Below are 25291 nucleotides of genomic sequence, written 5' to 3' on the forward strand. Positions count from 1 at the left end.
GGGTAATTTCCCATGTCCCGTCCTTACAGTGGTAAACGCATTTATCAGGAGCGCCGGTCTAGCCGAACAGGGTCCGGCTCTGGGCAGACTTTGGGGCGAGTGATGTTCTTTCCCCTCCAGATCCTCTATTTGGAGCTGGTGCTTCATATTTATATGGGCAATTATTTAGGGTACTTGCCTATTTATCTGGTGTTCAGCCTGGCGGGAGGCCTTTTTGTGGCCGCATTTACCCTGCCGTTCTCTCGGCTGGCCAACTGTATTATCACCAAAGTGCTGGCGTTCCTGTTTTCTCTGATTTATGTGGTGGAGATTATCGCAAAAAAGATTTTGACCACTTATTATGGGTTCAGCGCTGTGAAAATGGCGGCGGGAAATCGGCTCATTGACTACGCCGACGTGATTGTATCTACCCTAGTGCGCTCCATTCCCATCATTTTGCTGCTTTTCCTTCCGGCGATTTTGATCATCGCCTTTGGGGGGCGCCTACTGGGCTTTGGACGATTTGATATCCGTTTTTCCGGGGTAGTGTTGGCCGGGGCGGTAATTTTTCATCTGCTTGGCCTGGGTATGGTCCATCTGCCCTGGAAGGGGGATTTGACTCCGAAGCAGCTGTACCGCATGGATACCAATATGGATGACCAGGTAGAGCAGCTCGGTATGTGGACATCGCTGAGACTGGATGTGAAGCACCTCTTTTTCCCGGCGGACAACACATTAGACGCGGACTTTAGTGGTCTGGGCGACTTGGGAGGCAGTTCCTCCTCGGAAGAGGGCGGCTCCTCCCAGAATCTAGAGGACCCGGAGCCGGTCATCGACACATCACCCAACGTGATGGATGTGGACCTGTCCCAAATTGCGGAAACGGCTACGAATCAGGACATCCAGTGGTTAGCCAACTATTTCAACAGCGTGACTCCCACCAGAAAGAATGAATATACCGGGATGTTCGAGGGCTATAACGTGATTTTCCTGACACTGGAAGGTTTCTCTGGCTACGCTATTGACCCGGAGCTGACCCCTACACTCTATAAGCTGACCCACGAGGGCTTTGTATTCAACAACTTCTATACCGCCCTCCATTTTACCAGCACCTCCGGCGGAGAGTGTCAGAACTTGCTAGGACTATACCCGAAAAACGGGAATCCGGCCACCCTGCCCCGGACCGGGGACCTGGGGACCAACCTGTACTTCTCCCTGGCCCAGCAGTTGGGACGGGAGGGATACCTGGTCCAGGGCTATCACCCCAACTCCAATATGTATAACCGGGAGAAGTCTCATCCTAACCTGGGCTACGATTGGCGACAGTTCGGCATGGGCTTTGACAATTTGGAGCTGTCCGAAAGCGGCAAGCTGCTGTGGCCCCAGCGGGACAAGTATATGATCCAAGCCAGCATCGACAACTATCTCAATAGCGAGGCGCCCTTCCATGTGTACTATCTGACCATCAGCGGCCACATGCCATACTCCAACAACCGTGTGGCCAATCAGTACAGAGATCTTGTGGACCCGTTGCCTTACAGCGATACCACCAAGAACTATGTGGCCACCGTGATTGAAGTGGATCGGGCTTTGGAGTATCTCATCCAGCGGCTGGAGGAGGCGGGCAAGCTGGACTCTACCTTGATTGTTGCTGCCCCCGACCATATCCCTTACTTCGATGTAGCGACACTGGAGGAGCTGGCGGGTGAATCCTTTGGAAGCTCAGAGGACCTGGAGTATCTGAAGGAGGGCAACATCAATTTTGACGTATACAGAAATTCCCTGATCCTGTGGTCGGCCAGCATGGAGGAGCCTGTAGAGGTAGATAAGGTGTGCTGCCAGGTAGATATCCTGCCTACGGTGTCCAATCTTCTGGGGCTGGAGTACGACTCACGGATGCTGGACGGAAGCGATATTCTGTCAGACAACGAGGGATTGGTGGTCTTTTCCTCCAAGTGCTGGAGGTCAGATCGGGGGTTCTATGACCGCTATACCAGTACCTTTACCCCGGCTGCGGGAGTCTCCATGACCGCAGAGGAACAGGAGGACTATGTGTCCGCCATGAAGAAGCTAGTACAATATAAGCTGGACAGCACAGCGTTGGTCATAGAGAATGATTTTTACGGCTATGTGTTTGGGAATGGCTAAATAAGCTGGGGCGGGACCAGTGGCCCCGTCCCGCTTTTATCTGAATCAAAGGAGGAGCGGTCCTATGCAGATACTTCCCGCCATCGATTTGAAAGACAGAAAGGTTGTCCGACTCTACAAGGGGGATTTTGATACAGTCCACCAGGTGGCAAGAGATCCGGTGGAGACGGCACGGGCCTTTTTGCGCGCTGGAACTCGCTGGGTCCATATTGTGGATTTGGATGGAGCCAGAGATGGAACCAGAAAAAATGGAGAAATCGTCCAAGCGGTGTCAGATGTGGGGCTTCATGTCGAACTGGGCGGGGGAATCCGCTCTATGTCGGATCTGGAGGAGGTCTTTGACCTGGGCGTATCTCGGGCCGTCATCGGTTCCGCCGCTGTCACCCATCCCCAACTGGTATCCGACGCTGTGAAACGATGGGGAGATAAGATCGCGGTGGGCGTCGATACCAAAGACGGACGGGTCAAGACCGCCGGCTGGGTAGAGGACTCTGGCCTGGATTACCTGGAATTTGCGCGGTCCATGGAGAAGCTCGGTGTAAGGACGATCATCTTTACAGATATTGAGACAGATGGGACTCTGTCCGGCCCCAGCTTTGGAAGACTGGAGGAGCTGCAGAGGACCGTCGGCTGCCATATCGTGGCCTCCGGCGGCGTATCGAATAACGGAGATATCCGTGTACTAGCCGCCATGGGACTGTACGGCGCTATCATTGGCAAGGCGTACTACGCCGGAACGATTGATCTGGCGCGGGCGGTGGCGGACGGAGGCACACAGGAATGAAGATCGCGGTCCTGGGATACAGCGGGGCCGGAAAGTCCACGTTATCCCGGGAGTTGGGGAAGCGGTACGGCTGTCCTGTCCTTTATCTGGACCAGGTGCAGTTTGAGGCTGGATGGATAGAACGGGACAGGGGAGAAGCCCTGTCCCAGGTGGAACAGTTTATGTCCCAAGAGAGCTGGGTTATAGATGGAAATTATAGTGCCTTTCTCCAAGAACGAAGGCTGGAAGAGGCGGACTGTGTCATAATCCTACTTTTGAACCGCTTTTCCTGTCTGGTAAGGGCGGTCAAAAGATATGTTATCTACCACGGCCGCACTCGGGAGGATATGGCGGAAGGTTGCCTGGAAAAGTTGGACCCGGAATTCCTTGCCTGGCTGCTGTGGAAGGGGCGGAACCGAGCTTTTTATAGAGCGGTTGCCTTGCGGTATCCCCACAAGACGGTGGTTCTGAACGACCAGAGGGCCATCAATCGATTTTTGGAGGGACTGTCATGTTAGCCAAACGAATCATTCCCTGCCTCGATGTCCGTGACGGACGGGTGGTGAAGGGAGTCAACTTTGTCAACATCCGGGACGCGGGCGATCCGGTGGCGCTGGCCAAATTTTACTCGGATCAGGGGGCGGACGAGATCGTCTTTTTGGACATCACTGCCACCAGCGACAAAAGGGATACGGTGGCTGATGTGGTGGAGCGCACAGCCAGCCAGGTCTTTGTTCCGCTGACCGTTGGCGGCGGGATCCGCACGCTGGAGGATTTCCAGCGTCTGCTCCGGGCGGGAGCGGATAAGATATCTGTGAATTCGGCTGCGGTTCAGGACCCGACTCTGATTTCCAGAGCCGCGGAACGCTTTGGCTCCCAATGTGTCGTTTTGGCCATCGATGCCCGCAAGCGGACCGACGGCACCTTTGAGGTGGTCACCGCCGGAGGCCGGACTCCGACTGGCCTGGACGCTGTGGAGTGGGCTCAACAGGGGGAAGCTCTGGGCGCGGGGGAGATCCTCCTTACATCCATGGATGCGGACGGCACCAAGGCCGGTTTTGACCTGGAAATGACCCGTGCGGTCACTCAGGCGGTATCGATCCCGGTGATCGCCTCCGGCGGCTGCGGCACTCTGGAGCATTTTGCTCAGGTTTTCCAGGAAACAGGCTGCGATGCGGCCCTGGCGGCTTCCCTGTTTCATTTTGGCGAGCTGACGGTGCCCCAGGTCAAGGATTTTCTCCGGGGCAAGAATATCCCGGTGAGGTGATGGATATGTTTGATTTAGACCTCCTTTTTCAAAAGTCAGAGCTGATTCCGGTGATTATTCAGCATGTGGACACCAAGGATGTCCTGATGCTGGGTTTCACGAATAGAAAAGCGGTGGAGCTGACACTGGAAACGGGGACGGCTTGGTTCTGGAGCCGAAGCCGGCAGGAGCTCTGGAACAAGGGGAGCACTTCCGGCAACTTTCTCCATGTGAAGCGCATTATGACAGACTGTGACACCGATACCCTGCTTTACCTGTGCATTCCAGATGGACCTACCTGCCACACCGGAGCACACAGTTGCTTTTTCCGGGAAATCGAGATATAATAAAAACACAGTGTATCCTTTTTCAATGAGGGAAAACTGTCCTAGGATGGGAGCGATAAGGATGAATGATACTTTGGCCCAGCTATACCGGGTGATAGAGAGCCGGAGAGCGCAACCGCAAGAGGGTTCTTACACCTGCTATTTGTTAGAAAAGGGCCTGGATAAGATATTGAAAAAAGTAGGGGAGGAGTGTTCGGAAACCATTATTGCCGCCAAGAACGGCAGGCAGGAGGAAACGGTGGGGGAGATTTCCGATCTTCTCTATCATCTGACTGTTATGATGGTCCAACAGGATATCCCGTTGGAGGCGGTCATGGAGGAGCTGGATCGCCGCAGCACCAAGATCGGCAACTTAAAACAATTCCATGTCAGCGATCATGAGACCTGAAAGGAGTGTTTCTATTGAGTTTTGATCCCAATGAATTTGACCGCAGCTACGCAAGCGGTTATGTTGAGCCCCTTGGTCAGTATACAGCCAAGACCTTCCTGTGGGTGATGCTGGGCCTATTAATCACCTTTGGTACGGCGCTGGCCTGCCGGATGTCCTATTTCACCATCTATGCTTTGGTTTCTGTCCCCTATCTCCATCTGCTGGCTCTGGTGGCTACAATGATTTTATCTTTTACCATGGCTCGAAGGATCGAGCGGATGCGGGTCAGCACGGCTGTTCTGATATTCGTTCTGTTCTCCGTCCTGTTTGGTTTTACACTTTCCATCTACCTGTTTGTCTATGAGATAGAGTCAGTCATTTGGAGTTTCCTGCTCACGGGGCTTTATTTTGGCGCCCTGTCTGCCTACGGCTTTTTGACACGCAGGGACATGTCCAATTTGCGGCCGTTTCTGTTTTTTGGGCTGCTTTTCCTCATCGCCTTTGGCCTTTTATCCATGTTTATCCCTGGACTGGTAATGTTCGACCGGGTGGCCTGCCTGTTCGGCATCGCGGTGTTCCTGGCCTATACCGCCTATGACACGCAGAAGATCAAGGCTTTCTATCAATATTATGCCAGCTATCCCGACATGCTGGCCAAGGCGTCTATCTTCTCCGCTTTGCAGCTTTATCTGGATTTCCTGAACCTGTTTTTATATCTCCTTCGTTTCCTGGGAAATCGCAGACGGTAAAAAAAGCTCCCCGGTGCTAAATTAGCACTGGGGAGCTTTTTGTCTCAATTTATCGATAGGAGAGCAGAATGTCTACGTCCTTCCGCTTTGGAGCAGTCAGCTCGGCCCCTCCTGGCCAGCCGACCGCGATGAGGGCCATCAGCTCTTGATCCTCTGGCACCTCTAGATAGGCTTGAAGCCTCTTCCGGTCAAAGATTCCCATGATGACGGTACCTAGCCCTAATTCATGAGCGGCCAAGCAGAAGGTCTGGGCTGCGATACCGCAGTCGTAATACTGCCAACCGGCCTCTCGGTCTGTGGTAAAGCTGCCGTCCCGCTCATAGCCGCTGCGTGCCTTCACGAAGGTTTGGGCCACAAGCAGGGGACAAGCACGGATAATGGTGGGGTTGTTAGCCCCTGGCAGACAGTACTCCGAAGCGATGGTTTCCCGTGTGGCCGGATCCTCGATGGCGATATAGCGGCTGATCTGAGTGTTTTTCCAGCTTGGGGCATAGGAGGCCAGAGAAACGACTTTCTCCAGCAGCTCGCGGCTGACCGGCCGGTCAGCAAACTGGCGCACGCTGCGCCGGGTCAAAATACACCGTTGGGCGTCCATATCGACACGCTCCTTTTCTCATAAGCTGTATTCATGGTATCTCGCCCGAAAGGGATTGTCAAGCCTGGGGCTCATAGGACCCGGTATTCGCCGCCCGTGCGCCTGAAGGTATGCTGCCGGAGTAGGAGGAGGCAGTCTGATTACAGAAGGGCTCCTGCGCTAAATCCTCACGGGCCGGCTGACTGACTTCCCCACCGTCCTGTGGCTCGGTAGGTTCGATGACTATTGGTTCCTCCGAAGTGGGGCAGCCTGCCGGATCTCCGTCTCGTAGGCTGCCTGGAAGGGCGCTGGGAAGGACCTGATAGGACACGGACACATCCTCGTCTGTAGCAGCAAAACCGCCCAGAGAGACCTGGATAGCGTCCCCCTCCGGGTCCAGCTGGGCCAGAATGGCCAGCAGATGGGGATCTTCCTCTGTGATGGTCAGGTCGATACGGTTGTCGATCTCATTGATCCACCAGCCAGACATGACAGCCTTGCACACTGGGTCAGTACGGACAAGCTCGTTGAGCTGGTCCATCAGCCCGCTGAGGCAGGTGTAAGAATATTTTCCAGGGACAAAGACGGCGTTTCCGAAGTCCAGGTCAGGGAGCGGCTGACCCTCTACCTGCACGATGACGTACCGGCCAGTGTCATTGTCATAATAGTATCCACCGAACCAAGGCTGACTCTGCCAGGCAGATACCCCGGCTAGAGGAGGCGGCGCGGCCGCGTCTTTGGATTCCATGGGGTCAGTTTCTCCTCTGCCCTGGGCATAGGCGTCAGGGTCGGGGGCCAGAGCCTCAGGGGATAGGCCGTCCTCCAACACCGCAAGCTGAACCAGCCGGGCGAGAAGTTCCTCCGTCTGCTCCGGGGATGGAGTGTTTACCGCGTAAAAAACGCTGTAACCGTCCCTAGTGGTAAAGGACACCTCTCCATAGTTTGTGCCGTCCAGATCGGTGAATCGGGCTGCCAAGACCTCGATACCCTCGATGACTGTGAGGGCATCCCCCGGATAGCCCTCCGGGCGGCCAATGGCATCAGGAGAGACCTTGGTGCCTAGACCTCCTACCATTAGGGTCAGCTTACCCCAGTCGCAGTCGGCATAGAAGTGACCATAAAACAGCGTGTCCAAGGGGTCGCCGTGCCCCGGTCCGAAGGCTAACATACCGGAGAGCTGGTCAAACCCCTCCCACCCCAATACCTGGGGAATAAAGCCGCCCAGCAGGGTCTCCAAGTCGGACTGAGTAACCTCTCGGTTTACCCCCTCTCCAGCGGCGTAGCTGTGCGCGCTGGCTTGGGATGGTGCCTGGGTATCCCAGATGTTAAGCCGGGGCAGCTCCGTCCCGATTTCGCCATAGGCATCCTCGTTGGCTATCTCATAGGTGCCATATCCGCCCTGACCACCATCCAACACAGGATGAAGTGTGGGGGAGAGAGTGTGATAAATGGGATACGCGGCGATCAATAAAGCGGCGCAGGCAGCCAGCGCCCCATACTTCCAGGGGATGGGCTGCCGTCCGGCGGGAGCGGATTGGACAAGCCGCTCTTTCAGTTGGTCCACTGCCTGTTGGCTGGGTATCAGTTTTCTCTGCATGGAGCAAAACAGATCCTTATTCATCGAAATAATCTCCTTTCAGAGTCTGGCGCAGCCTCTCCCGACCACGGGACAACCGCATTCGGACCGCACCAGGACGGATAGACAGAGCGCGGGCGATTTCCTGTGTGGTCAGCCCCTGAAAATAAAAGAGGTAGATGGGGACACGGAGGGACTCCTCCAGCTCCATCACAGCCTGCCACACGGAGTTTTCTTCCGCGGACTGGAAGGGAAGAGGCCTGTCTTCCCGCTGGGAAAGAGGGACCGTCCTTTTCCTCCAACTGGAGGAGGTGACCCGCCGGCAGAAATTGATCGTGGTCCGAAGCAGCCATGCCTTTTGATGTTCCTCATCTCGAAAAGCTTTGTTTGATTGGAAGTAAGCGAGAAAGACCTCCTGAAATACATCCTCTGCGTCTGCTCGGCTGCCGGTCCTAGCCAGAGCCAGACCGTATACCGTATTTTGATAGCGGACCAGGATATCCTCCACTTGGCCGCCCGTGCGCAGTGGTTTAGCGTCCATCGGCAAAACCTCCTTTCTACCATAACTCAACTCTGGAAGGCCAAATGTCACCGCCTTAAGAAATATTTTTAGACGGATAGATCGCAAGCCCCTGAAGTCCTGTGACGACCACCTATAAAAACAAAGTTTATTTCCAACTTCCAATTCTAACAAAAGTATGTTATCATTACAATGTATTGATATGGACACGGAGGGAATTATGGTCGTCTTAGGCATCGACCCTGGGGTCGCTACCATTGGCTTTGGCCTCATTCGGGCTGATCGGGGCAGGAACGCTCTGCTCCAATATGGTGTCATCACCACACCGCCGGGGCTCCCTCTGTCCCGCCGCCTTTGTCAGATATCTGACGATATGGAGGAGCTGATCCAGACCTTTCATCCGGACGAGATGGCCGTGGAGGAACTGTTTTTTACCAAAAATATTACCACTGGCATTGCCGTAGCCCATGGACGGGGAGTTATTTTGCTGGCCGCGGAGAAGCTGGGCGTGCCCGTCTTTGAGTACACCCCTATGCAGGTGAAACAAGCTGTCGCTGGCTACGGAGGGGCGGACAAGCGGCAGGTCATGCTCATGACCCAGCGGCTTCTCAACATGAAGGAGATTCCCCGGCCTGACGATGCCGCCGACGCCCTGGCCATCGCCATCTGCCACAGCCGGGCGGCCACATCTCTGCTGAACACTGAGCGGGTCTTTGACCCCAAAAAGTACGATACGAGGTAATGGGATGAGGATGATCGTCAAAAAGCCCGCTTCAGAACCGGAGTACAGCCTCCATGACGCCCATATTATGGAACTGCAGGCGGAGAGGGATACCCTGCGTCTGGTGACCCAGTACGGCTATGTGTGCACCGCCGCCCCCTATGGACAGGTGGATGGGGATGTGGAGCTCACCGGGGTGGACTGGGACTCCTCTTACATCTACATAATAGAGTACCAGGACGTCCTGTGCGGCAACTGTGGAGCTTTTACTGGCAAAAAAATGACCCTGGAGACCTTCCTGCTGGAGCATTCCGACGGTACTCTGGACATTATGGACGAGAGCTATGGCTTTCGGCTGACCGTGTTGAGCGGTTTTCTGAATCTGCAGGACCACATATTAGAATTTAAACTGGAGATCTACTATACCGGGGAAATACGGTATTTGCTAAAAGAATAAACACCGCCCAAAAGGCGGTATGCGGAGGAACTTATGTTTTACTATCTCAGCGGCACGGTGGCCCATATTGAGCCCTACCTGGCCGTGATTGATTGCGGCGGGGTAGGGTTTGCCTGCCGTACCACCAGCTACACCTTGTCAGCGCTGAAAAAAGGAAACAAGGGAAAACTTTTTACATACCTGAATGTCCGTGAGGACGCCATGGAGCTCTACGGCTTCGCCACCCAGGAGGAGCTGAACCTGTTTCAGCATCTTATCTCTGTGTCCGGCGTGGGGCCCAAGGCGGCGCTGTCCATTCTGTCTGCCAGTACACCGGCCAATTTGGCGCTGTCTATCATTACTGGGGACGAAAAGGCCCTTACCTGCGCCCAAGGGATTGGCAAAAAAATTGCCCAGAGGGTGATTTTGGAATTAAAAGATAAACTGGCCAAAGGACAGACCATTTCTGCCAAGGGAGAGGCCTATGGCGGAACGGGCATCACCGTCATCCCGGAGAATAAGCTGTCAGAGGCGTCCGCCGCTCTGGCGGTACTGGGCTATTCCCAGGGAGAGATCAATCTGGCTTTGAAGGGAATCGATTTGGACAGCCTGGCGCTGGAGGAGATTATCAAGCAGGCCCTGAAAAAGATGATGAAGGGATGAGCGCCGGACTTGAGTTCCGAGGTAGTGAAGGCCCGATATGACGCAAGGTACCTTGTACCATTGTGTGGGCGGACTGATTTCAAAAAAGAGATTGAGGTGAAACGCTATGGCCAAGTATGAAGTAAGGCTTCATGGGGACTTTGACGACACCTTGCGGTATATCCATGAGGGCATTTTGAACGCCAGCATGTCGGCAAGCTTTGAGGATGAGAGTTATTTCCAGTCCGCCGGAGTGCGCTGCTGTGTACGGGTGTACGAGCGGTACAGCTTCGGCGGTGGTAACCGAGTGTCCCTGGCCATGACTTTGGCAGGGGATGGGGATGAGCTGTTCCTGTCCGCCATCACCTCTGGCGGCAGCCAGGCCATGTTTTTTAAGCTCAACACCTGGGGGGAGGAGGCCTTTTTAGATACCCTCCGGGATCTGGCGGAAAAGCTCTAAAATAAAACAGGAAGTGAACCCATGGCAATCGATTTTTCCAACATAGAATTTGACCGTGAGGAGCCGGATGAACCGCTGGTGACCACCTCTCTCACCAGGGAGGACGAGGGGGAGTATTCCCTTCGGCCCAGAACCCTCCGGGAGTATATCGGCCAGGAGAAGGCCAAGGGAAACCTGGAGGTGTTCATCCAGGCGGCCAAGATGCGCCATGAGCCCCTGGACCATGTGCTCCTCCACGGACCACCCGGATTAGGTAAGACTACCCTTAGCGGCATTATCGCCAACGAGATGGGGGTCAATGTGCGCATTACCTCTGGCCCCGCCATTGAAAAGGCTGGGGACCTGGCTGCCCTGCTCACCAACCTGAATGAGAACGACATACTCTTTGTGGATGAGATCCACCGCCTCAACCGCTCGGTGGAGGAGGTTCTGTACCCGGCCATGGAGGACTACGCCATCGACATCATCATCGGCAAGGGCCCATCGGCCAACTCTATCCGCTTGGACCTGCCCAAGTTTACCCTGATCGGGGCTACTACCAGGGCTGGCCAACTGTCTGCCCCGCTGCGGGACCGGTTCGGTGTGACATTAAGGCTTGAACTCTATACCCCGGCGGAACTGGCGTTGATCGTTACCCGATCCGCCGGCATCTTGGAGGTGCCCATTGAAGCCGACGGGGCCATGGAGATCGCGCGCCGCAGCCGTGGAACCCCTCGCATCGCCAACCGGATGCTCCGCCGGGTACGGGACTTCGCCCAGGTGAGGGCTGGCGGTGTCATCACCAAGAAGGTGGCTGATGAAGCCCTCACCGCCCTGGAGATCGACTACCTGGGGCTGGATTCCATCGATCACCGGATGCTTCGCTCCATTATTGAAAACTATCGGGGGGGACCGGTGGGGTTAGATACTCTGGCCGCTACCATCAACGAGGAGGCTGTTACCCTAGAGGACGTTTATGAGCCCTATCTGATGCAGCTTGGCTTCCTCACCCGTACCCCAAGAGGGCGGTGCGTCACGGAAAAAGCCTATCGACATTTAGGACTGCCTGTCGCGGGAGCGGCAGCCGTGGACCAGCTGGATCAACTGACATTCTGACTTGACACATTTTGTATGATAGAGGTGCGAATTTATGGGTAAATTATTTGGGACTGACGGAATCCGCGGCGTAGTCAACGCCGGGCTTGACGCCGATTTGGCGTATAAAGTAGGACTGGCTGCCGCTATTGTGCTGTCCAAGGACAAAAAACCGGGGGAGAAGCCTCTGGTTACCATCGGGAAGGATACCCGGATCTCCGGGGATCTGCTGAAAGGCTCCCTCATCGCTGGGCTGTGCACTGCTGGGGCCGATGTGCTGGACTTGGGCACTCTTCCCACCCCAGGCGTGGCCTGGGTGACTGTGGACGAGGGGGCGGACGCTGGCATCGTTATCTCCGCCAGTCACAATCCATTTGAGCACAACGGCATCAAGATCTTCAACGGCCAGGGCTTCAAGCTGTCCGATGAACTGGAGGAAAAAATCGAGGATATTGTCCTTTTTGGCCACAACAATGTCCCTATGAAAACAGGTGGCGATATTGGCAAGGTGAGCTATGTGGCCCCCAAGGCCAGCGAGGACTACATCGACCACCTGGAGAGCACTATAGACTCCACCCTGGGTGGCCTGCGTATCCTTGTAGACTGTGCCAACGGAGCGGCCTCTACCACTGCCGCGCGGCTGTTTGACCGCTTCTCTAAGCTGCGTACCGATGTCATCAACGCCGACCCGGATGGAATCAATATCAACGAAAAGTGCGGCTCTACCCATATTGATGGATTGGCCGCTATGGTCAAGGCAGGCGGCTACGACATTGGCATCGCCTTTGACGGGGACGCGGACCGCTGTCTGGCGGTCGATGAACTGGGAAATCTCATCGACGGGGATCAGATCATGGCCGCCTGTGGACTGGATATGAAAGCCAAGGGAAAGCTGCCTGGGAATGCCATCGTGGCCACTGTCATGTCCAATCTGGGCCTACATCTTTACAGCAAGGAAAAAGGTATGGACCTGGAATGTACTGCGGTAGGCGACCGGAATGTTCTAGAGCGGATGCTGGAAAAGGGGTACCGTCTAGGCGGCGAGCAGTCTGGCCACATGATTTTCCTGGAGTACGCAACTACTGGCGACGGCCAGTTGACTGCGTTACAGATGTTGGCCCTGCTGAAGGAGAGTGGAAAAAGGGCTTCGGAGCTGTTTGGATGCTGTCCCCGTTTCCCACAGGTGCTTATCAATGTTCCGGTCACGGATAACGATGTAAAAAAGTCGGCGATGGCCAGCCCGTTACTGGCCCAGGCTGTCCAGCAGGAGGAGAGCGCCCTAAACGGCGAGGGCCGGGTGCTGGTCCGCCCGTCAGGAACCGAGGCCCTGATGCGGGTGATGGTGGAGGCCAAGACAGAGGAGATTGCCCAGGCGGCTGCCCAACGGCTGGCAGATCTGATCCCCCAACTATAAAAGATGAATCGGATATGGTCGAGCTTGGAGGTTTTGACAAAATATTTCTGCAAAGGGCTTGACAAATCCGTTGATTTTGTTTATTATGATTAAGAGCCATCCTATTGATATGGAAGTAACGCGATTCCAGAGTTTGTCCGATGAGGAATTATGTCAGCAGATTTCCAATGGCTGCCGTGAGGCGGAGGATGAATTGGTCCTTCGATATGGTCAACTGGTACGTGCTTGTGCCCGCCCTCTGTTCTTAGCAGGCGGTGATAGCGAGGACCTGATCCAGGAAGGTATGTTGGGCCTGCTGACTGCCATCCGTGGCTTTGATCTCCGGCGGGACACGGCTTTTCGCACTTATGCTGAAATCTGTATCCGAAGCCGTCTGATTACTGCTGTCCGCGCCGCCCAAGGCGGCAAGCATTCCCCATTGAATCACAGCATCTCTTTTGAACCCCCTCTTTTTGACGGGACCAACGCGCAACTGTTTTCCATCGTGGAAAGCCCGGAGGACGTCATCATCGGCAGGGAGGAACTGAAAGAGCGGCTAGATGCTCTGAAGGGCCAGTTGTCTGAGCTTGAAGCCAATATTTTGCCGCTCTATTTAAACGGCCTCTCCTGTGGAGAGATTGCAAAGCAGGTAGACCGCTCCCAAAAGTCGGTAGACAACGCCATCCAACGCATTCGCCGCAAATTGGCGCGGTGATTTTATCCCCGGCGTATCCAGCGTGAGCTGATCGCATATTACAATCGCCCAAGCGAATTGATTTGGGCAACGAGTCAAAGAGAGGGAAAGTCCATGTACGAAGACAAGATCCTGGTATGTAAAGAGTGTGGCAACGAGTTCACCTTCACCGCTGGTGAGCAGGAGTTCTATGCCGAGCGCGGCTTCCAGAACGAGCCCCAGCGCTGCAAGGCCTGCCGTGATGCCCGCAAGAACGCTGCTCGCGGCCCCCGTGAGTATTTTACCGCGGTGTGCGCTGCCTGTGGTGGTGAGGCTAAGGTTCCTTTCGAGCCCAAGTCTGACCGTCCCGTTTACTGCAGCGACTGCTTCGCCAAGATGCGTGAGCAGCAGGGCTGATATCTGCCAAGAAAAAAGGGCGCCCAATCGGGCGTCCTTTTTCTTGCCCCATCAAAAACGCTCGGATCGCCACATCGGCATCCGAGCGTTTTTGATGGACTTATTTGACTAGCATACTCATATCGTACAGGCCCGGAGCATCCACTGTGGCCATGAATTTTGCGGCTTCAAGAGCCCCTTTGGCAAAAATCTCACGGGAATGGGCGATATGACGGATCTCCATTACTTCATCGTGGCCGGCAAAAATGATCTCATGCTCTCCTACAATGGTGCCTCCACGTACAGCAGAGATGCCAATCTCCTTTTTATCCCGTGGTTGACGGACGGAGTGTCGGTCAAAGACGTATTCGGTTTCATGCCCACAGGCGGAGGCGGCAGCGTCCGCAATCATAAGGGCAGTTCCCGAAGGGGCATCTACCTTGCGGCGGTGGTGCCGCTCGATGATTTCGATATCATAGCTGTCTCCCAATACTGTGGAAGCCTTCTTGACCAACTCAAGCAGTACATTGATGCCAAGGGACATATTAGCCGAGCGGAAGATTGGAACTTCTAGAGCGGCCGCACCAATTTGAGCGACTTGCTCAGGAGTATATCCGGTGGTGGCCAAAATCATGGGAATTCGGGTATCCCTGGCAAAGGACAACAGACCATCCAGCGCGGCCGGAGAGGAAAAATCAATGACAGCATCCGCTTCTCCATGAAATTGGGCAGGGGAGGAGTACACCGGAAATTCTCGGTCACTGGCGCCTAGTACATCAAAGCCAGCGACGACCTGGACCTGGGGATCTGCCTCACAGAGAGAGGTCACCACCCGGCCCATATGACCATTACAGCCGGAAATGATTATCTTTAGCACGTGTGGACGCTCCTTACTTCAGCAGGCCCATCCGCTCCATCGAGGTGCGGAGTACGGCCAGATTCTTGTCAGAGATATCGCACAGAGGCAGCCGAAGTGAACCAGCCTCCATCCCCATTAGATTCATAGCCGCCTTGACGGGGATGGGATTGACCTCACAGAACAGGGCGTCGATTAGATCCATATATTCGATCTGGAGTTTAGCCGCGGATTCGAAGTCATTGTCCAGGCACCAGTGGCTCATCTGTACCATGACCTCAGGGATGATGTTAGAGGCCACAGAGATGACGCCTTTGGCTCCCAGCGCCATCATAGGGACCACTTGGTCATCATTGCCGGACCAGATATAGAAGTCGTCAGGGCACAGATACCGGGTATGGGCCAGGAGGGAGAAATTGCCACTGGCCTCCTTGACACCGTTGATCTTGGGATTTTCGGACAGCACCTTATAGGTGTCGGCAGTAAAGGATACGCCGGTGCGGCTGGGAACATTATACAGGATGATGGGAAGGTCAGTCCGGTCGGAAATATACTCATAGTGCTTGATCAGACCGGTCTGGCTTGCCTTGTTATAATAGGGAGTGACGTGGAGCAGGGCATCTGCACCGGAATCCTGTGCGTGCTGGGACAGGTAGACGGCGGCAGAGGTGTCGTTGCTGCCGGAACCAGCGATGACCTTGACACGGTGATCTACCCGCTTGACACAAAATTCCACGGCAGCAATGTGCTCACGAATAGACATGGTAGCGGACTCACCAGTGGTGCCGCAGACACACACCGCATCCACGCCGGCGGCGATCTGGTCGTCGATCAGCTTTCCGAAGGCGTCGTAGTTGATGCTGCCGTTTTGGTCAAAGGGAGTGACCAGCGCGGGACAGGAACCGGTAAAAACAGGACTTCTCATAAACAATACACCCTTTCTTCAAATGCGGGAAGTAAGGAGGGTGACCTCCTGGCTCACATATGATCGATATAGCCCTCGGCGCACAGCAGCTCGGCCAACAGGACAGCGCCGCCTGCAGCACCCCGCAGGGTATTGTGGGACAGGCCCACGAACTTATAGTCATACTGTGTGTCCTCACGGAGCCGCCCCATGGAAACCGCCATTCCGCCTTCCAGCTCACGGTCCAGCTTGGCCTGGGGACGGTCTGGCTCCTCGAAGTAATGGATAAACTGCTTGGGCGCGGAGGGAAGCTCCAGCTCCTGGGCTCTGCCCTTGAAATTGGCCCAGTCTAACTTGATCTGCTCGATGGAGGGCTTTTCACCGGAAAACTTGATAAATACGGCGGCGGTGTGTCCGTCGGATACTGGGACGCGCAGACACTGGGCGGTGATGGAGGGGCCATCCGCCTTGACAAATTTATCGTTCTCGATGCGTCCCCAGATCTTCAACGGCTCCTGCTCGCTCTTTTCCTCCTCGCCACCGATATAAGGGATCAGGTTATCGACCATTTCGGGCCAACGTTCAAAGGTCTTGCCGGCGCCAGAGATGGCCTGATAGGTACAGACCAGGACCTTTTCCACACCGTACTTCAGCAGGGGGGTGATGGCGGGAGCATAAGACTGGATAGAGCAGTTGGACTTGACGGCGATAAAGCCGCGTTTGGTACCTAGGCGGCGGCGCTGTGCGGGGATGATCTCAATATGCTGAGGATTCATCTCGGGGACCACCATGGGCACGTCATCGGTCCAACGGTGGGCGGAGTTGTTGGAGACCACGGGACACTCGGCTTTGGCGTACCGCTCCTCCAAAGCGCGGATTTCATCCTTCTTCATATCAACAGCACAGAATACGAAGTCCACCAGACCGGCGATTTTCTCCACGTCGGCCTGAGCATCCATGACAACCAAGCCCTTGGCCTCTTCAGGAATGGGTTTCTCCATGGCCCAACGTCCGGAGACAGCCTGCTCATAGGTCTTTCCAGCAGAACGGGGGCTGGCTGCGATGACTGTAAGCTGGAACCAGGGATGACCCTCCATCAGTGTGATGAAACGCTGACCAACCATACCGGTTCCGCCAATGATACCTACTTTATACTTTTTCATGTAAAGCAACCTCCAAATCTCTCTTATATAAGGGTATGACAAAGTCTGAACATAGATGAGTCGACCAGGGAAAAGAAAAAAATAAATCAGCGGCTTTTCAAGCGGCTGATTTTGTACTATAATGTCGACTAAGAGCAAATTGCTCGACCGGCAAAATATTCACAAAAGCAGACAGCTCTCCATCAGCCTGACCCTGATGACAGTCGGCTGGCTGTTAACCAGACGACCAGAGCAAACTCTCGACCGGAAGAGCAGCTCTTCGGCGGCGTCCCCTTTGAACATGGATCAGCGGGAACCGGCTCCCTGGCCATGTCTACTGATGTAGCCGCACCTCTATCTTGCAGAATTTGACCCTATCCTATCACGTTTGAAGGTCGGTGTCAATAGTACAAAACCGCAGAAGTGGAGAAATGGAGCAGACCATGAGGAGAAATTGGATGCGGCTTGCCGCCGCTGTACTTGCAATAACCCTGGCAGTCCCCACCGGATGGGCCGTAAGAACCAACAGTGACGGTGAGGTTATGATCCGTGTAGGGCTGGCATCCTCGTACCAGTACGTAGAAACGGGAGAGCTGGAGGCCGCTCACCTCCAAAATAATACAGGGTATGGCGCCGGTTTCCGCTTCGGCTACTACGACGGGAATATGGATTTCGTTGAGCTGGGACGGACGGAGAAGGACATTGACCAGGTGGCGGTGCTTAAGACACAAAACCTCTACTATGGACGGGACGCCTCGTTGGGCAAGACTACCTACTCCTCCTCCATTACCAGCAATATCGCGGTGGGCTGCTATCATATTTTGATCGATAGCGGGTATGGAGACTACGAGGACGCACGGCGGGACGCGGAAGACTATGAGGATGGCTTCGTGGCCTGGATAGATGGAGAATACCAGGTTCGGGTGGGAGCCTATCTCTCAAAGGGCGAGGCGCTGGACGCAATCGATACCTTAGGGGAGGGGACCGTTGTAGGGACTACTTCCTACGGAATGAGTATTGTGGAAACAGGGACGGATCATATCCTGTTTCAATTTGACCAGGGAACAGGTGGTATCCTGGCGATCCTGCCAGACGTGACCGGAGCAGAGGATGTCAGGACTTGGTTCTCCAATTATAAATACCGAGGTGGCTTTCTTTATCAGCGCCTCAATGGAGGAAATATCTCGGTAGTCAATGTGGTGGAACTGGAGGACTATGTAAAGGGTGTGGTCTGTTATGAGATGGGCCGCACCTGGCCCTTGGAGGCCCTGAAGGCCCAAGCCACCTGTGCCAGGACTTATGTTCTGAGGAACATGGGCCGGCACCAGAGCTACGGATTTGACGTATGTGGCAGTACGGAATGTCAGGCATACCATGGTTGCGGAGATGGACGTTCCAACTCCGGCCCCAGTGAGGTAAGCGACCAGGCGGTAGAGGAAACAGCGGGCCAGGTGGTTCTCTATAACGGAAAATTGGCAGAGACCGTATATTCCTCCAGCGCGGGCGGAGCCACAGAGGACGCAAAGAATGTCTGGGGGACGGATACAGTCAACACCCATCCCTACCTGAAGGGTGTGATAGATCCTTACGAATCCCTAGTAGACGACTTAAATCCCTATTCTCCCTGGACGGTTACCTATACCTCAGAGGAGCTGACCAGTAAACTTCAGAGCAACGGCTTTGGGGTTGGTACTTCCATCGATTACCTAGAACTGACCTACTCTGAGATGGGAAACGTCATTCGACTTCAGGTACACTGGAAAAATGGGAACAGCAACACGTTCAAGCCAAGTGCATCCTCTGGCGGTATAGATATGGGTATCCGAGGAAATTTTGGTGTTAAGTCGATCCGGTTTACAGTAAATGGAAAGATGGTCAGCCAGCCAGCCGGAAACGGATCTGGAAGCTATGCAGTCAATGGTTCCGGTACACTGAGTGGTACGGACGATGTATATGTGATTTCTGGTACCGGTTCGGTATCTGGAGCTGGAAGCGATTTGTATGTGATCTCCGGTTCTGGAAAGATCAGCTCGCTGGCGGAGGGGAATACCGGTGCCTCCGGGACCAATGTGGGAGGCGGCACAGTGACCGTCTCTGGAGATACTTATGTATTTGACGGAGCGGGCTGGGGGCACCAATTGGGAATGAGCCAATTTGGTGCCAACGCCATGGCCCGCGAAGGGTTTGACTATGACGAGATACTGAAATTTTATTTTCCTGGCGTCCAAGTGGGCACCTATTAAAAGAAGAGAAAGGCGTAAACTGTTTTGAAGACCTCTGATTTCAATTTTGAACTGCCAGAAGAGCTGATCGCTCAGACTCCTCTAGAGCGGCGTGATTCCTCCCGGCTGCTGACACTGGACAAGAACACAGGAGCAGTCGGACATCACCACTTTTATGATCTGCCGGACTTCCTGCGCCCCGGAGATTGCCTAGTCCTCAATGACTCCAGAGTGCTGCCCGCTCGTCTGATCGGGCACCGACCCACGGGAGGGACCTGTGAGGTATTGCTGCTGGTGGACCGGGGCGAGGGGTGCTGGGAATGCTTAGTCCGTCCAGGAAAAAAACTTAGGACAGGCGCCCAGATAATATTTGGACAAGGGCAGCTGACTGCAACGATTGAACGGGAGCTGGAGGACGGCAAGCGGCTGGTCCAGTTCCACTACCAGGGAATTTTTCTTGAAATATTAGAGGAATTGGGGAAAATGCCCCTGCCGCCCTATATCAAGGCCGAGCTGGAGAACCAGGAGCGTTATCAAACGGTCTATTCTAAAGTCGTAGGATCCGCCGCAGCGCCCACCGCCGGACTGCATTTTACTCCGGAACTGCTGGATAATATCCAGGAAATGGGTGTGAAGGTATGCTACGTTACGCTCCATGTCGGCCTTGGTACCTTTCGGCCTGTCAAAGCGGAGGACATCCGCGACCATGAGATGCATTCTGAGTTTTGCATGATATCTCAGGAAACCGCGGACATCATCAATGAAACCAAAAGAAATGGAGGCAGGGTGATTTGTGTGGGTACCACTTCCTGCCGCACCATTGAGAGCTTTGCGGCGGAGGACGGCACCATGACACAGCGGTCTGGATGGACAAATATCTTTATCTATCCTGGGTATCGCTTCAAGGTGTTGGACGCGCTGGTCACAAATTTTCACCTACCTCAGTCCACCCTTATCATGTTGGTATCCGCTCTGGCGGGCCGCGAACATGTACTGAACGCCTATCAAGAGGCGGTGAAAGAGAAATACCGCTTTTTTAGCTTCGGAGACGCCATGTTCATTTCTTAGAAAGCGCGTCATGGCTGATAGACTTGTCCAATATCGGTCAGGCTCTCGTGGTCGGCCTAGAGGGGGCGGTAATATCCGCTACAGAGCAGCTTCGAGCGATGGGATTGGAAGGAGTGTTCCAAAAAAATCAGAAATGTTTTGGATCCCGAAGCGTGACTCCAGCAGTTGGAGGCGCTAACCGGCGCGAAGGACCGGGACCCAAGACAGCCAGCTGCAGCCAGCGCGTAAGGCGGAATGAAGTCGCTGGTATCACACACTTTAAGGAGAAATCTATGTTTCAATTACTAAAAACCGAGGTGAAGGCCCGCCGGGGAGTATTTACCTGCCCCCATGGAACTGTGCAGACTCCTGTTTTTATGAATGTCGGCACCTGCGGAGCGATCAAAGGGGCGGTGTCCGCCCACGACCTGAAAGAAATCGGCTGTCAGATCGAGTTGTCTAATACCTATCATCTCCACCTGCGTCCGGGTGACGATGTAGTCCGACAGATGGGTGGACTCCACAAATTTATGGATTGGGATGGCCCCATGCTCACTGACAGCGGAGGATTCCAGGTGTTCTCTCTGTCCGGACTGCGGAAGATCACAGAGGAAGGCGTTACCTTCGCCTCCCACATTGATGGAAAGCGGATCTTTATGGGACCGGAGGAGTCCATGCGGATCCAATCCAATCTGGGCAGTGATATCGCCATGGCCTTTGATGAGTGTGTGGAAAACCCGGCGCCTTACGACTATGTCAAGGCCTCCTGCGAGCGGACAGCCCGATGGCTGGATCGCTGTGCAGTGGAGCACAGAAAGCTCAATGAGGCGCCTGGCTGCGTCAATCCCGGCCAAATGCTATTTGGCATCAACCAGGGTGGGACCTATGCAGACCTGCGGAAATGGCACATGGATGAGATCGCCAAACTGGACTGTGACGGTTACGCCATCGGCGGTCTGGCTGTAGGGGAGCCCACACAGACCATGTATGATATTATCGAAGCGGTGGAGCCCCATATGCCGAAAGAGAAACCTAGGTATCTGATGGGAGTGGGAACCCCCTCCAATATCATCGAGGGAGTAGCCCGCGGCGTGGATTTTTTTGACTGTGTTATGCCGGCACGAAACGCCCGCCATGGAAAGCTGTATACCTGGGAGGGCACCATAAATATCAAAAATGAGAAGTACAAGCTGGATTCCCGTCCCATTGATCCCACCTGTAACTGCCCGGTCTGCCGCTCCTTTTCCCGAGCCTATCTCCGGCACCTGCTGACGGCCGGGGAGATGCTGGCTATGCGTCTGGCAGTGCTCCACAATCTCCATTTCTATAACGAATTGATGCTCCGCATCCGCGAGGCACTGGATCAGGGACGATTTGAGGCATTCCGACAGAAATTTTCTGGAAAGCTGGACAGACCCGCAGCAGACCCAGGAATATAGTCCTCGAATTTGACAAAAGGACTTGCCAACAGGAAAAAAACCCGCTATAATAGCACTAATGCGTCTGACTGGAAACAGCTGACAACAACTTTGGAGGGAACGAATTTTGGAAACCTTAATACTGATGGCCTTAATGTTCGCAATGCTCTACTTCTTTATGATCCGCCCCGAGAACAAGCGGAAGAAGGAGGCTCAGAACCTCCGCAATTCGCTGACTGTCGGCGATGAGATTACTACCATCGGCGGTATCATCGGCACCATCTGTTCTGTGAAGGAGAATACCATCGTGATTGAGACCGGGGCTGACCGCGTCCGCATCGAGTTCACCAAGTGGGCTGTTTCCACTAAGAACTCCTCTGCCGCTGCTGCGGAGCAGAAGTAATCACAGAAAATAGACATACTATATGCCCTTCTCGCATAGGTTTTCGTGAAAACAGAAGACCGCGGGGAGGGCATTGTGTTATGAAAAAGAGGGAAAGACGGCAAGAGGAATCGGGCGAGCAGTGGGTCAACAGTATGTGTGAACTGCTCAAGGGTGGGGTGCTCGCCGGTTTTTCGGCCGTGCTAGCACTTCTGCTGTGCGCCTTGCTCATTTCAACAGGAGTCCTGCGGGAACAGTGGGCTCAGGGAGCGGTACTAGCGGTCTGTGTCTTAGGCGGGGCTGTTGGCGGGATATACAGCATCAAAAGGATCCGCTCCAAATCTTTGCTAGTGGGGACAGGAGTAGGAGCAATCCTGTTCCTGCTTCTGCTGACGGCAGGCCTTCTGGCCTATGATACCGCATCGTTAGAGCAGGGGGGAGCTGGCATACTCTGCGCCTGCCTGTGTGGGGGAGCGATAGCCGGTATACTGGGAAGAAAGCCCAAGAAAAAGCGGAAAAGATGATTGAAATATCCGGTTCGCTATGCTACAATACCACTTGATAGCAGCGATATTGCCCAGCTTCAGTTTTCCGCCAAAGGAACTGCCGGACTTGCGTCCAGAGAAAAACTGTGGTATAATTGTTGCACTAAGCGATTCAGGAGGAGATACCAATGAAGCATATCCAGACCCTCAACGGGGCCACTTTGAAGGCCAGTGCCGCCAAGGGCGGCTGCGGCGAGTGCCAGACTTCTTGCCAGTCTGCCTGCAAGACTTCCTGCACTGTTGCCAATCAGAAGTGCGAGAATAAGTAAGTTCTCAACATACCTGAAAAGGGTGGGCGTCAGCCTGCCCTTTTTCATGTCTATTTCTCCATCCAAATGATATCGATAGAGAAATCGAGGAAGGAAGTTCGATATGGTACATACCTTTACGGCGCTCGGCCAGTATCTGGCCGCTGATGTGAACAGTGGCGCGGTCCATGTGTTGGATAAGTTGAGCTTTGACCTGCTCTCTTTGATTGAAGGGCCAATGGGAGAGAGGCTGCCTCAAAAACTGGCGGAGCAGTTGGACCAATATGATCCACGGGAGCTATCCGAGGCTTGGGAGGAACTGAGAGGTCTTCAGGACCAGGGCCTTCTCTTTTCTGATGACGAATACATCGATCCGGAGGCCGCTATGGCCCTGCCCAAGTCGGCAGTGGTCAAGGCGCTTTGTCTCCATGTATCTCATGACTGTAACCTGCGGTGCAAATATTGTTTTGCCTCGACAGGCGACTTCGGCACTGGCCATCGGATGACCATGGACTTTGAAACGGCCAAAAGGGCCATCGACTGGGTCGTGGCAAAATCCGGAAAGCGTAGAAATATCGAGATTGATTTCTTTGGCGGGGAGCCTCTCATGGCGATGGATACGGTGAAGCGCACTGTGGAATACGCCCGTTCCCTGGAAAAAGAGCGCAACAAGGTATTTCGCTTTACGATTACGACCAACGGTGTCCTGCTCAATGATGAGACGATAGAATATATCAACCGGGAGATGTCCAATGTTGTCCTGTCTCTGGACGGTCGTCAGCCTGTTAACGACCGGATGCGGCCTACTGTGAACGGGAAGGGGAGCTATGAGGTCATCGTTCCAAAATTCCAAAAATTGGTGGCCGGCCGTGGAACCAAGGATTACTATGTTCGTGGGACCTTTACACGGGATAACTTGGACTTTTCTCAGGATGTTCTCCACATGGGGGATCTGGGTTTCCGTCATGTATCGGTAGAGCCCGCCAGCGGACCGCTGGATGATCCTTTCGCCATTAAAGAGGAGGACTTGGAAAAGGTAGAAGCGGAATATGAGAAATTGGCCGGCCAGTTGATGGAGCGGCCAGACATCAACTTTTTCCATTTCAATGTAGATCTGGCCCAGGGGCCCTGCGTGATTAAGCGTCTGCGCGGCTGTGGCGCTGGCTGTGAGTATGTGGCCATTACGCCTGATGGAGATATCTATCCCTGCCACCAGTTCGTAGGGAAGGAGGAGTACCGTATGGGCAACGTGTTCGATGGCTCCTTTGATATGGATATCTCCGGAACCTTTGCACAGCAGAACATCTATACCCGCCCGGCCTGCCGGGAGTGCTGGGCCCGTTTCTATTGCAGCGGCGGCTGTTCCGCATCTAACCTGCTTGTCAATGGCGACATAACAAAATCGAATGATGTAGCCTGCCAGATGGAACGCAAGCGGCTGGAATGTGCCATCGCTCTGAACGCCATTGAAGCCGGTATGGGAAGCAAAAGAAATACGAATTGTAATAATACAGATTGTATTGAGTGCAGTCTAGGGGAATCTAAATGAATTTCAACATATAGTGCCGGCGGCGTGTTTTATGTACTGCATTTTGTGAAGTGAGGCGCTACTTTAGCGCCTCACTTCATTTTTTAGTTTTTAAATTTACATAACGCAATTTACATAAAATTGGAGCGGAAAAAATATTTCTTGAAAATATGACCGAAAACACTTGCGCGAAGCGGAAGAAGAGGCTATATTAAGAATATAGAAAATGGTGGGCCTTATTTTGAGCTTTCCATGTCTATTTTTTTCCCCTTTCTCATAAGGTTATCTTGAGGTGACAGCGATGGGAAAGAGGGAACGAAAAAAATGGGACTTGCCGTCGGAACAATGGGTCCCCTTGGCTATTTTATCAGGTTTCTTTTTATTGGGGGGACTTTGCGGTTCCATCTTTGCCAGTCTGGCAGACGGGCAGGGTGGACAGGAGCTGTGTGACTATCTGCGGGATTACCTGGGGCTGATCAGAGATGGTGCCCTCTTTCATAACTTTTGGTCCGGCTTGTGGGAGGAGCTTCGGTACCTGCTTGCTGTTTTTTTGCTCGGCCTTACTGGGATCGGTGTGGTGGGTCTGCCGTTACTTTTTGGGGTGCGGGGTTTTTTCTTCGCTTTTTCTGTGGCCTGCTTCTGCCGTGTATTCGGATCTTCTGGCTTGCTGCCCGCCCTGTTTTTGTTTGGCTTGCCAGCGCTGTTGTGGGGACCGGCTCTTTTTCTCTCTGGCGTCCAAGGGCTGAATGGTTCGCGCAAGCTGCTTTTGCGTGGCCTTGGTGATGGGCGCGACGCACTACCCTTCGCGCCAGTCTATTGGGGAAAGCTGACAGTCAGCTTCATCCTGATCCTTTTGTGTGGCCTAGTAGAATACCATGTGATCCCAGTTCTTCTTCGGGCAGCTGCCCGTGTTGTGTTGTAAAATCATTGTA

At 54.1% G+C, this 25291-nt stretch carries 29 protein-coding genes and 1 riboswitch; of the genes, 23 read left to right on the forward strand and 6 right to left on the reverse strand.

Annotation, left to right across the window (positions count from 1 at the left end):
• The first annotated feature begins 12 nt into the window (after positions 1-12).
• From H8S11_RS06185 to H8S11_RS06215, 7 genes are all read left to right on the forward strand, one after another.
• A complete protein-coding gene (locus H8S11_RS06185; RefSeq protein WP_186852542.1) occupies positions 13-2127 on the forward strand; it encodes an LTA synthase family protein in 2115 nt (704 codons plus the stop codon).
• Between the two features lie 64 nt (positions 2128-2191).
• Positions 2192-2911 (forward strand): 1-(5-phosphoribosyl)-5-[(5-phosphoribosylamino)methylideneamino]imidazole-4-carboxamide isomerase, encoded by a 720-nt coding sequence (gene hisA / locus H8S11_RS06190; RefSeq protein WP_186852543.1) that lies wholly within the window; start codon positions 2192-2194, stop codon positions 2909-2911.
• The gene (locus tag H8S11_RS06195) at positions 2908-3408 is read left to right on the forward strand and encodes a P-loop NTPase family protein (RefSeq protein ID WP_186852544.1); all 501 of its coding nucleotides are present in this window, start codon (positions 2908-2910) and stop codon (positions 3406-3408) included. Before hisA ends, H8S11_RS06195 begins: the two co-directional genes overlap by 4 nt.
• On the forward strand, positions 3402-4157 hold the full coding sequence (gene hisF / locus H8S11_RS06200) for an imidazole glycerol phosphate synthase subunit HisF (protein ID WP_186852545.1): 756 nt from the start codon (positions 3402-3404) through the stop codon (positions 4155-4157). The genes H8S11_RS06195 and hisF overlap by 7 nt, the downstream gene beginning before the upstream one ends.
• A gap of 5 nt (positions 4158-4162) precedes the next feature.
• Positions 4163-4483 carry a phosphoribosyl-AMP cyclohydrolase gene (gene hisI, locus H8S11_RS06205; RefSeq protein ID WP_147571744.1) on the forward strand — a complete coding sequence of 107 codons (321 nt, stop codon included), beginning with the start codon at positions 4163-4165 and terminating at the stop codon, positions 4481-4483.
• A gap of 61 nt (positions 4484-4544) precedes the next feature.
• The gene (hisE, locus tag H8S11_RS06210) at positions 4545-4871 is read left to right on the forward strand and encodes a phosphoribosyl-ATP diphosphatase (RefSeq protein WP_147571745.1); all 327 of its coding nucleotides are present in this window, start codon (positions 4545-4547) and stop codon (positions 4869-4871) included.
• A 14-nt stretch (positions 4872-4885) separates the two neighbouring features.
• On the forward strand, positions 4886-5602 hold the full coding sequence (locus H8S11_RS06215; RefSeq protein ID WP_147571746.1) for a Bax inhibitor-1/YccA family protein: 717 nt from the start codon (positions 4886-4888) through the stop codon (positions 5600-5602).
• Positions 5603-5651: 49 nt separating this feature from the next.
• Here H8S11_RS06215 and H8S11_RS06220 read toward each other — a convergent pair whose 3' ends face one another.
• From H8S11_RS06220 to H8S11_RS06230, 3 genes are read right to left on the reverse strand one after another with little or no spacing between them, the layout of a single operon-like run.
• Positions 5652-6197: a nitroreductase family protein gene (locus H8S11_RS06220; RefSeq protein ID WP_186852546.1), complete on the reverse strand. Its 546-nt coding sequence runs from the start codon at positions 6195-6197 to the stop codon at positions 5652-5654.
• Between the two features lie 58 nt (positions 6198-6255).
• Positions 6256-7797 (reverse strand): hypothetical protein, encoded by a 1542-nt coding sequence (locus H8S11_RS06225; RefSeq protein WP_186852547.1) that lies wholly within the window; start codon positions 7795-7797, stop codon positions 6256-6258.
• Positions 7790-8293: an RNA polymerase sigma factor gene (locus H8S11_RS06230; protein WP_147571749.1), complete on the reverse strand. Its 504-nt coding sequence runs from the start codon at positions 8291-8293 to the stop codon at positions 7790-7792. Before H8S11_RS06230 ends, H8S11_RS06225 begins: the two co-directional genes overlap by 8 nt.
• A gap of 199 nt (positions 8294-8492) precedes the next feature.
• Between H8S11_RS06230 and ruvC the strand changes: the two genes are divergently transcribed.
• The 8 genes from ruvC to H8S11_RS06270 all read left to right on the forward strand — a co-directional run bounded on the left by ruvC (position 8493) and on the right by H8S11_RS06270 (position 14088).
• Positions 8493-9014: a crossover junction endodeoxyribonuclease RuvC gene (gene ruvC / locus H8S11_RS06235; RefSeq protein WP_186852654.1), complete on the forward strand. Its 522-nt coding sequence runs from the start codon at positions 8493-8495 to the stop codon at positions 9012-9014.
• A 4-nt stretch (positions 9015-9018) separates the two neighbouring features.
• The gene (locus H8S11_RS06240) at positions 9019-9450 is read left to right on the forward strand and encodes a hypothetical protein (protein ID WP_186852548.1); all 432 of its coding nucleotides are present in this window, start codon (positions 9019-9021) and stop codon (positions 9448-9450) included.
• A gap of 33 nt (positions 9451-9483) precedes the next feature.
• A complete protein-coding gene (gene ruvA / locus H8S11_RS06245; protein ID WP_147571753.1) occupies positions 9484-10092 on the forward strand; it encodes a Holliday junction branch migration protein RuvA in 609 nt (202 codons plus the stop codon).
• 106 nt (positions 10093-10198) lie between these two features.
• Positions 10199-10531, forward strand: a complete 333-nt coding sequence (locus tag H8S11_RS06250; RefSeq protein ID WP_186852549.1) for a DUF6054 family protein — start codon at positions 10199-10201, stop codon at positions 10529-10531.
• A gap of 21 nt (positions 10532-10552) precedes the next feature.
• A complete protein-coding gene (gene ruvB / locus H8S11_RS06255) occupies positions 10553-11626 on the forward strand; it encodes a Holliday junction branch migration DNA helicase RuvB (RefSeq protein WP_186852550.1) in 1074 nt (357 codons plus the stop codon).
• 34 nt (positions 11627-11660) lie between these two features.
• Complete coding sequence (glmM, locus tag H8S11_RS06260; RefSeq protein ID WP_186852551.1) at positions 11661-13019, forward strand: phosphoglucosamine mutase; 1359 nt, start codon at positions 11661-11663, stop codon at positions 13017-13019.
• An 85-nt stretch (positions 13020-13104) separates the two neighbouring features.
• On the forward strand, positions 13105-13713 hold the full coding sequence (locus H8S11_RS06265) for a sigma-70 family RNA polymerase sigma factor (RefSeq protein ID WP_243200955.1): 609 nt from the start codon (positions 13105-13107) through the stop codon (positions 13711-13713).
• A 93-nt stretch (positions 13714-13806) separates the two neighbouring features.
• Positions 13807-14088 carry a zinc-ribbon domain containing protein gene (locus tag H8S11_RS06270; protein WP_147571757.1) on the forward strand — a complete coding sequence of 94 codons (282 nt, stop codon included), beginning with the start codon at positions 13807-13809 and terminating at the stop codon, positions 14086-14088.
• Between the two features lie 100 nt (positions 14089-14188).
• On the opposite strand, the gene dapB is transcribed toward H8S11_RS06270, so the two are convergent.
• The 3 genes from dapB to asd are packed head-to-tail and all read right to left on the reverse strand — an operon-like array spanning position 14189 to position 16990.
• Positions 14189-14944, reverse strand: coding sequence for a 4-hydroxy-tetrahydrodipicolinate reductase (dapB, locus tag H8S11_RS06275; RefSeq protein WP_147571758.1), 756 nt, complete (start codon positions 14942-14944; stop codon positions 14189-14191).
• 13 nt (positions 14945-14957) lie between these two features.
• On the reverse strand, positions 14958-15848 hold the full coding sequence (gene dapA, locus H8S11_RS06280) for a 4-hydroxy-tetrahydrodipicolinate synthase (RefSeq protein ID WP_147571759.1): 891 nt from the start codon (positions 15846-15848) through the stop codon (positions 14958-14960).
• Positions 15849-15901: 53 nt separating this feature from the next.
• Positions 15902-16990 carry an aspartate-semialdehyde dehydrogenase gene (gene asd, locus H8S11_RS06285; protein WP_186852552.1) on the reverse strand — a complete coding sequence of 363 codons (1089 nt, stop codon included), beginning with the start codon at positions 16988-16990 and terminating at the stop codon, positions 15902-15904.
• Between the two features lie 164 nt (positions 16991-17154).
• Positions 17155-17334, reverse strand: a riboswitch (Lysine riboswitch).
• Positions 17335-17400: 66 nt separating this feature from the next.
• On the opposite strand from asd, the gene H8S11_RS06290 reads away from it, so the two are divergent.
• The 8 genes from H8S11_RS06290 to H8S11_RS06325 all read left to right on the forward strand — a co-directional run bounded on the left by H8S11_RS06290 (position 17401) and on the right by H8S11_RS06325 (position 25281).
• Complete coding sequence (locus tag H8S11_RS06290) at positions 17401-19212, forward strand: SpoIID/LytB domain-containing protein (RefSeq protein WP_186852553.1); 1812 nt, start codon at positions 17401-17403, stop codon at positions 19210-19212.
• Between the two features lie 24 nt (positions 19213-19236).
• A complete protein-coding gene (gene queA, locus H8S11_RS06295; RefSeq protein ID WP_147571762.1) occupies positions 19237-20259 on the forward strand; it encodes a tRNA preQ1(34) S-adenosylmethionine ribosyltransferase-isomerase QueA in 1023 nt (340 codons plus the stop codon).
• Positions 20260-20531: 272 nt separating this feature from the next.
• A complete protein-coding gene (tgt, locus tag H8S11_RS06300) occupies positions 20532-21677 on the forward strand; it encodes a tRNA guanosine(34) transglycosylase Tgt (RefSeq protein ID WP_147571763.1) in 1146 nt (381 codons plus the stop codon).
• A gap of 106 nt (positions 21678-21783) precedes the next feature.
• On the forward strand, positions 21784-22059 hold the full coding sequence (gene yajC, locus H8S11_RS06305) for a preprotein translocase subunit YajC (RefSeq protein WP_147571764.1): 276 nt from the start codon (positions 21784-21786) through the stop codon (positions 22057-22059).
• A gap of 80 nt (positions 22060-22139) precedes the next feature.
• Positions 22140-22562, forward strand: a complete 423-nt coding sequence (locus H8S11_RS06310; protein WP_147571765.1) for a TIGR04086 family membrane protein — start codon at positions 22140-22142, stop codon at positions 22560-22562.
• 149 nt (positions 22563-22711) lie between these two features.
• Entirely contained in the window at positions 22712-22852 is a 141-nt protein-coding gene (gene scfA, locus H8S11_RS06315) for a six-cysteine ranthipeptide SCIFF (protein ID WP_087393998.1), read from the forward strand.
• 103 nt (positions 22853-22955) lie between these two features.
• A complete protein-coding gene (gene scfB, locus H8S11_RS06320; protein ID WP_186852554.1) occupies positions 22956-24380 on the forward strand; it encodes a thioether cross-link-forming SCIFF peptide maturase in 1425 nt (474 codons plus the stop codon).
• A gap of 280 nt (positions 24381-24660) precedes the next feature.
• The gene (locus tag H8S11_RS06325; RefSeq protein ID WP_186852555.1) at positions 24661-25281 is read left to right on the forward strand and encodes a stage II sporulation protein M; all 621 of its coding nucleotides are present in this window, start codon (positions 24661-24663) and stop codon (positions 25279-25281) included.
• Positions 25282-25291: the final 10 nt, after the last annotated feature.

The sequence above is a fragment of the Flintibacter hominis genome, assembly GCF_014287965.1.
GTDB lineage: Bacteria > Bacillota > Clostridia > Oscillospirales > Oscillospiraceae > Lawsonibacter > Lawsonibacter aceti.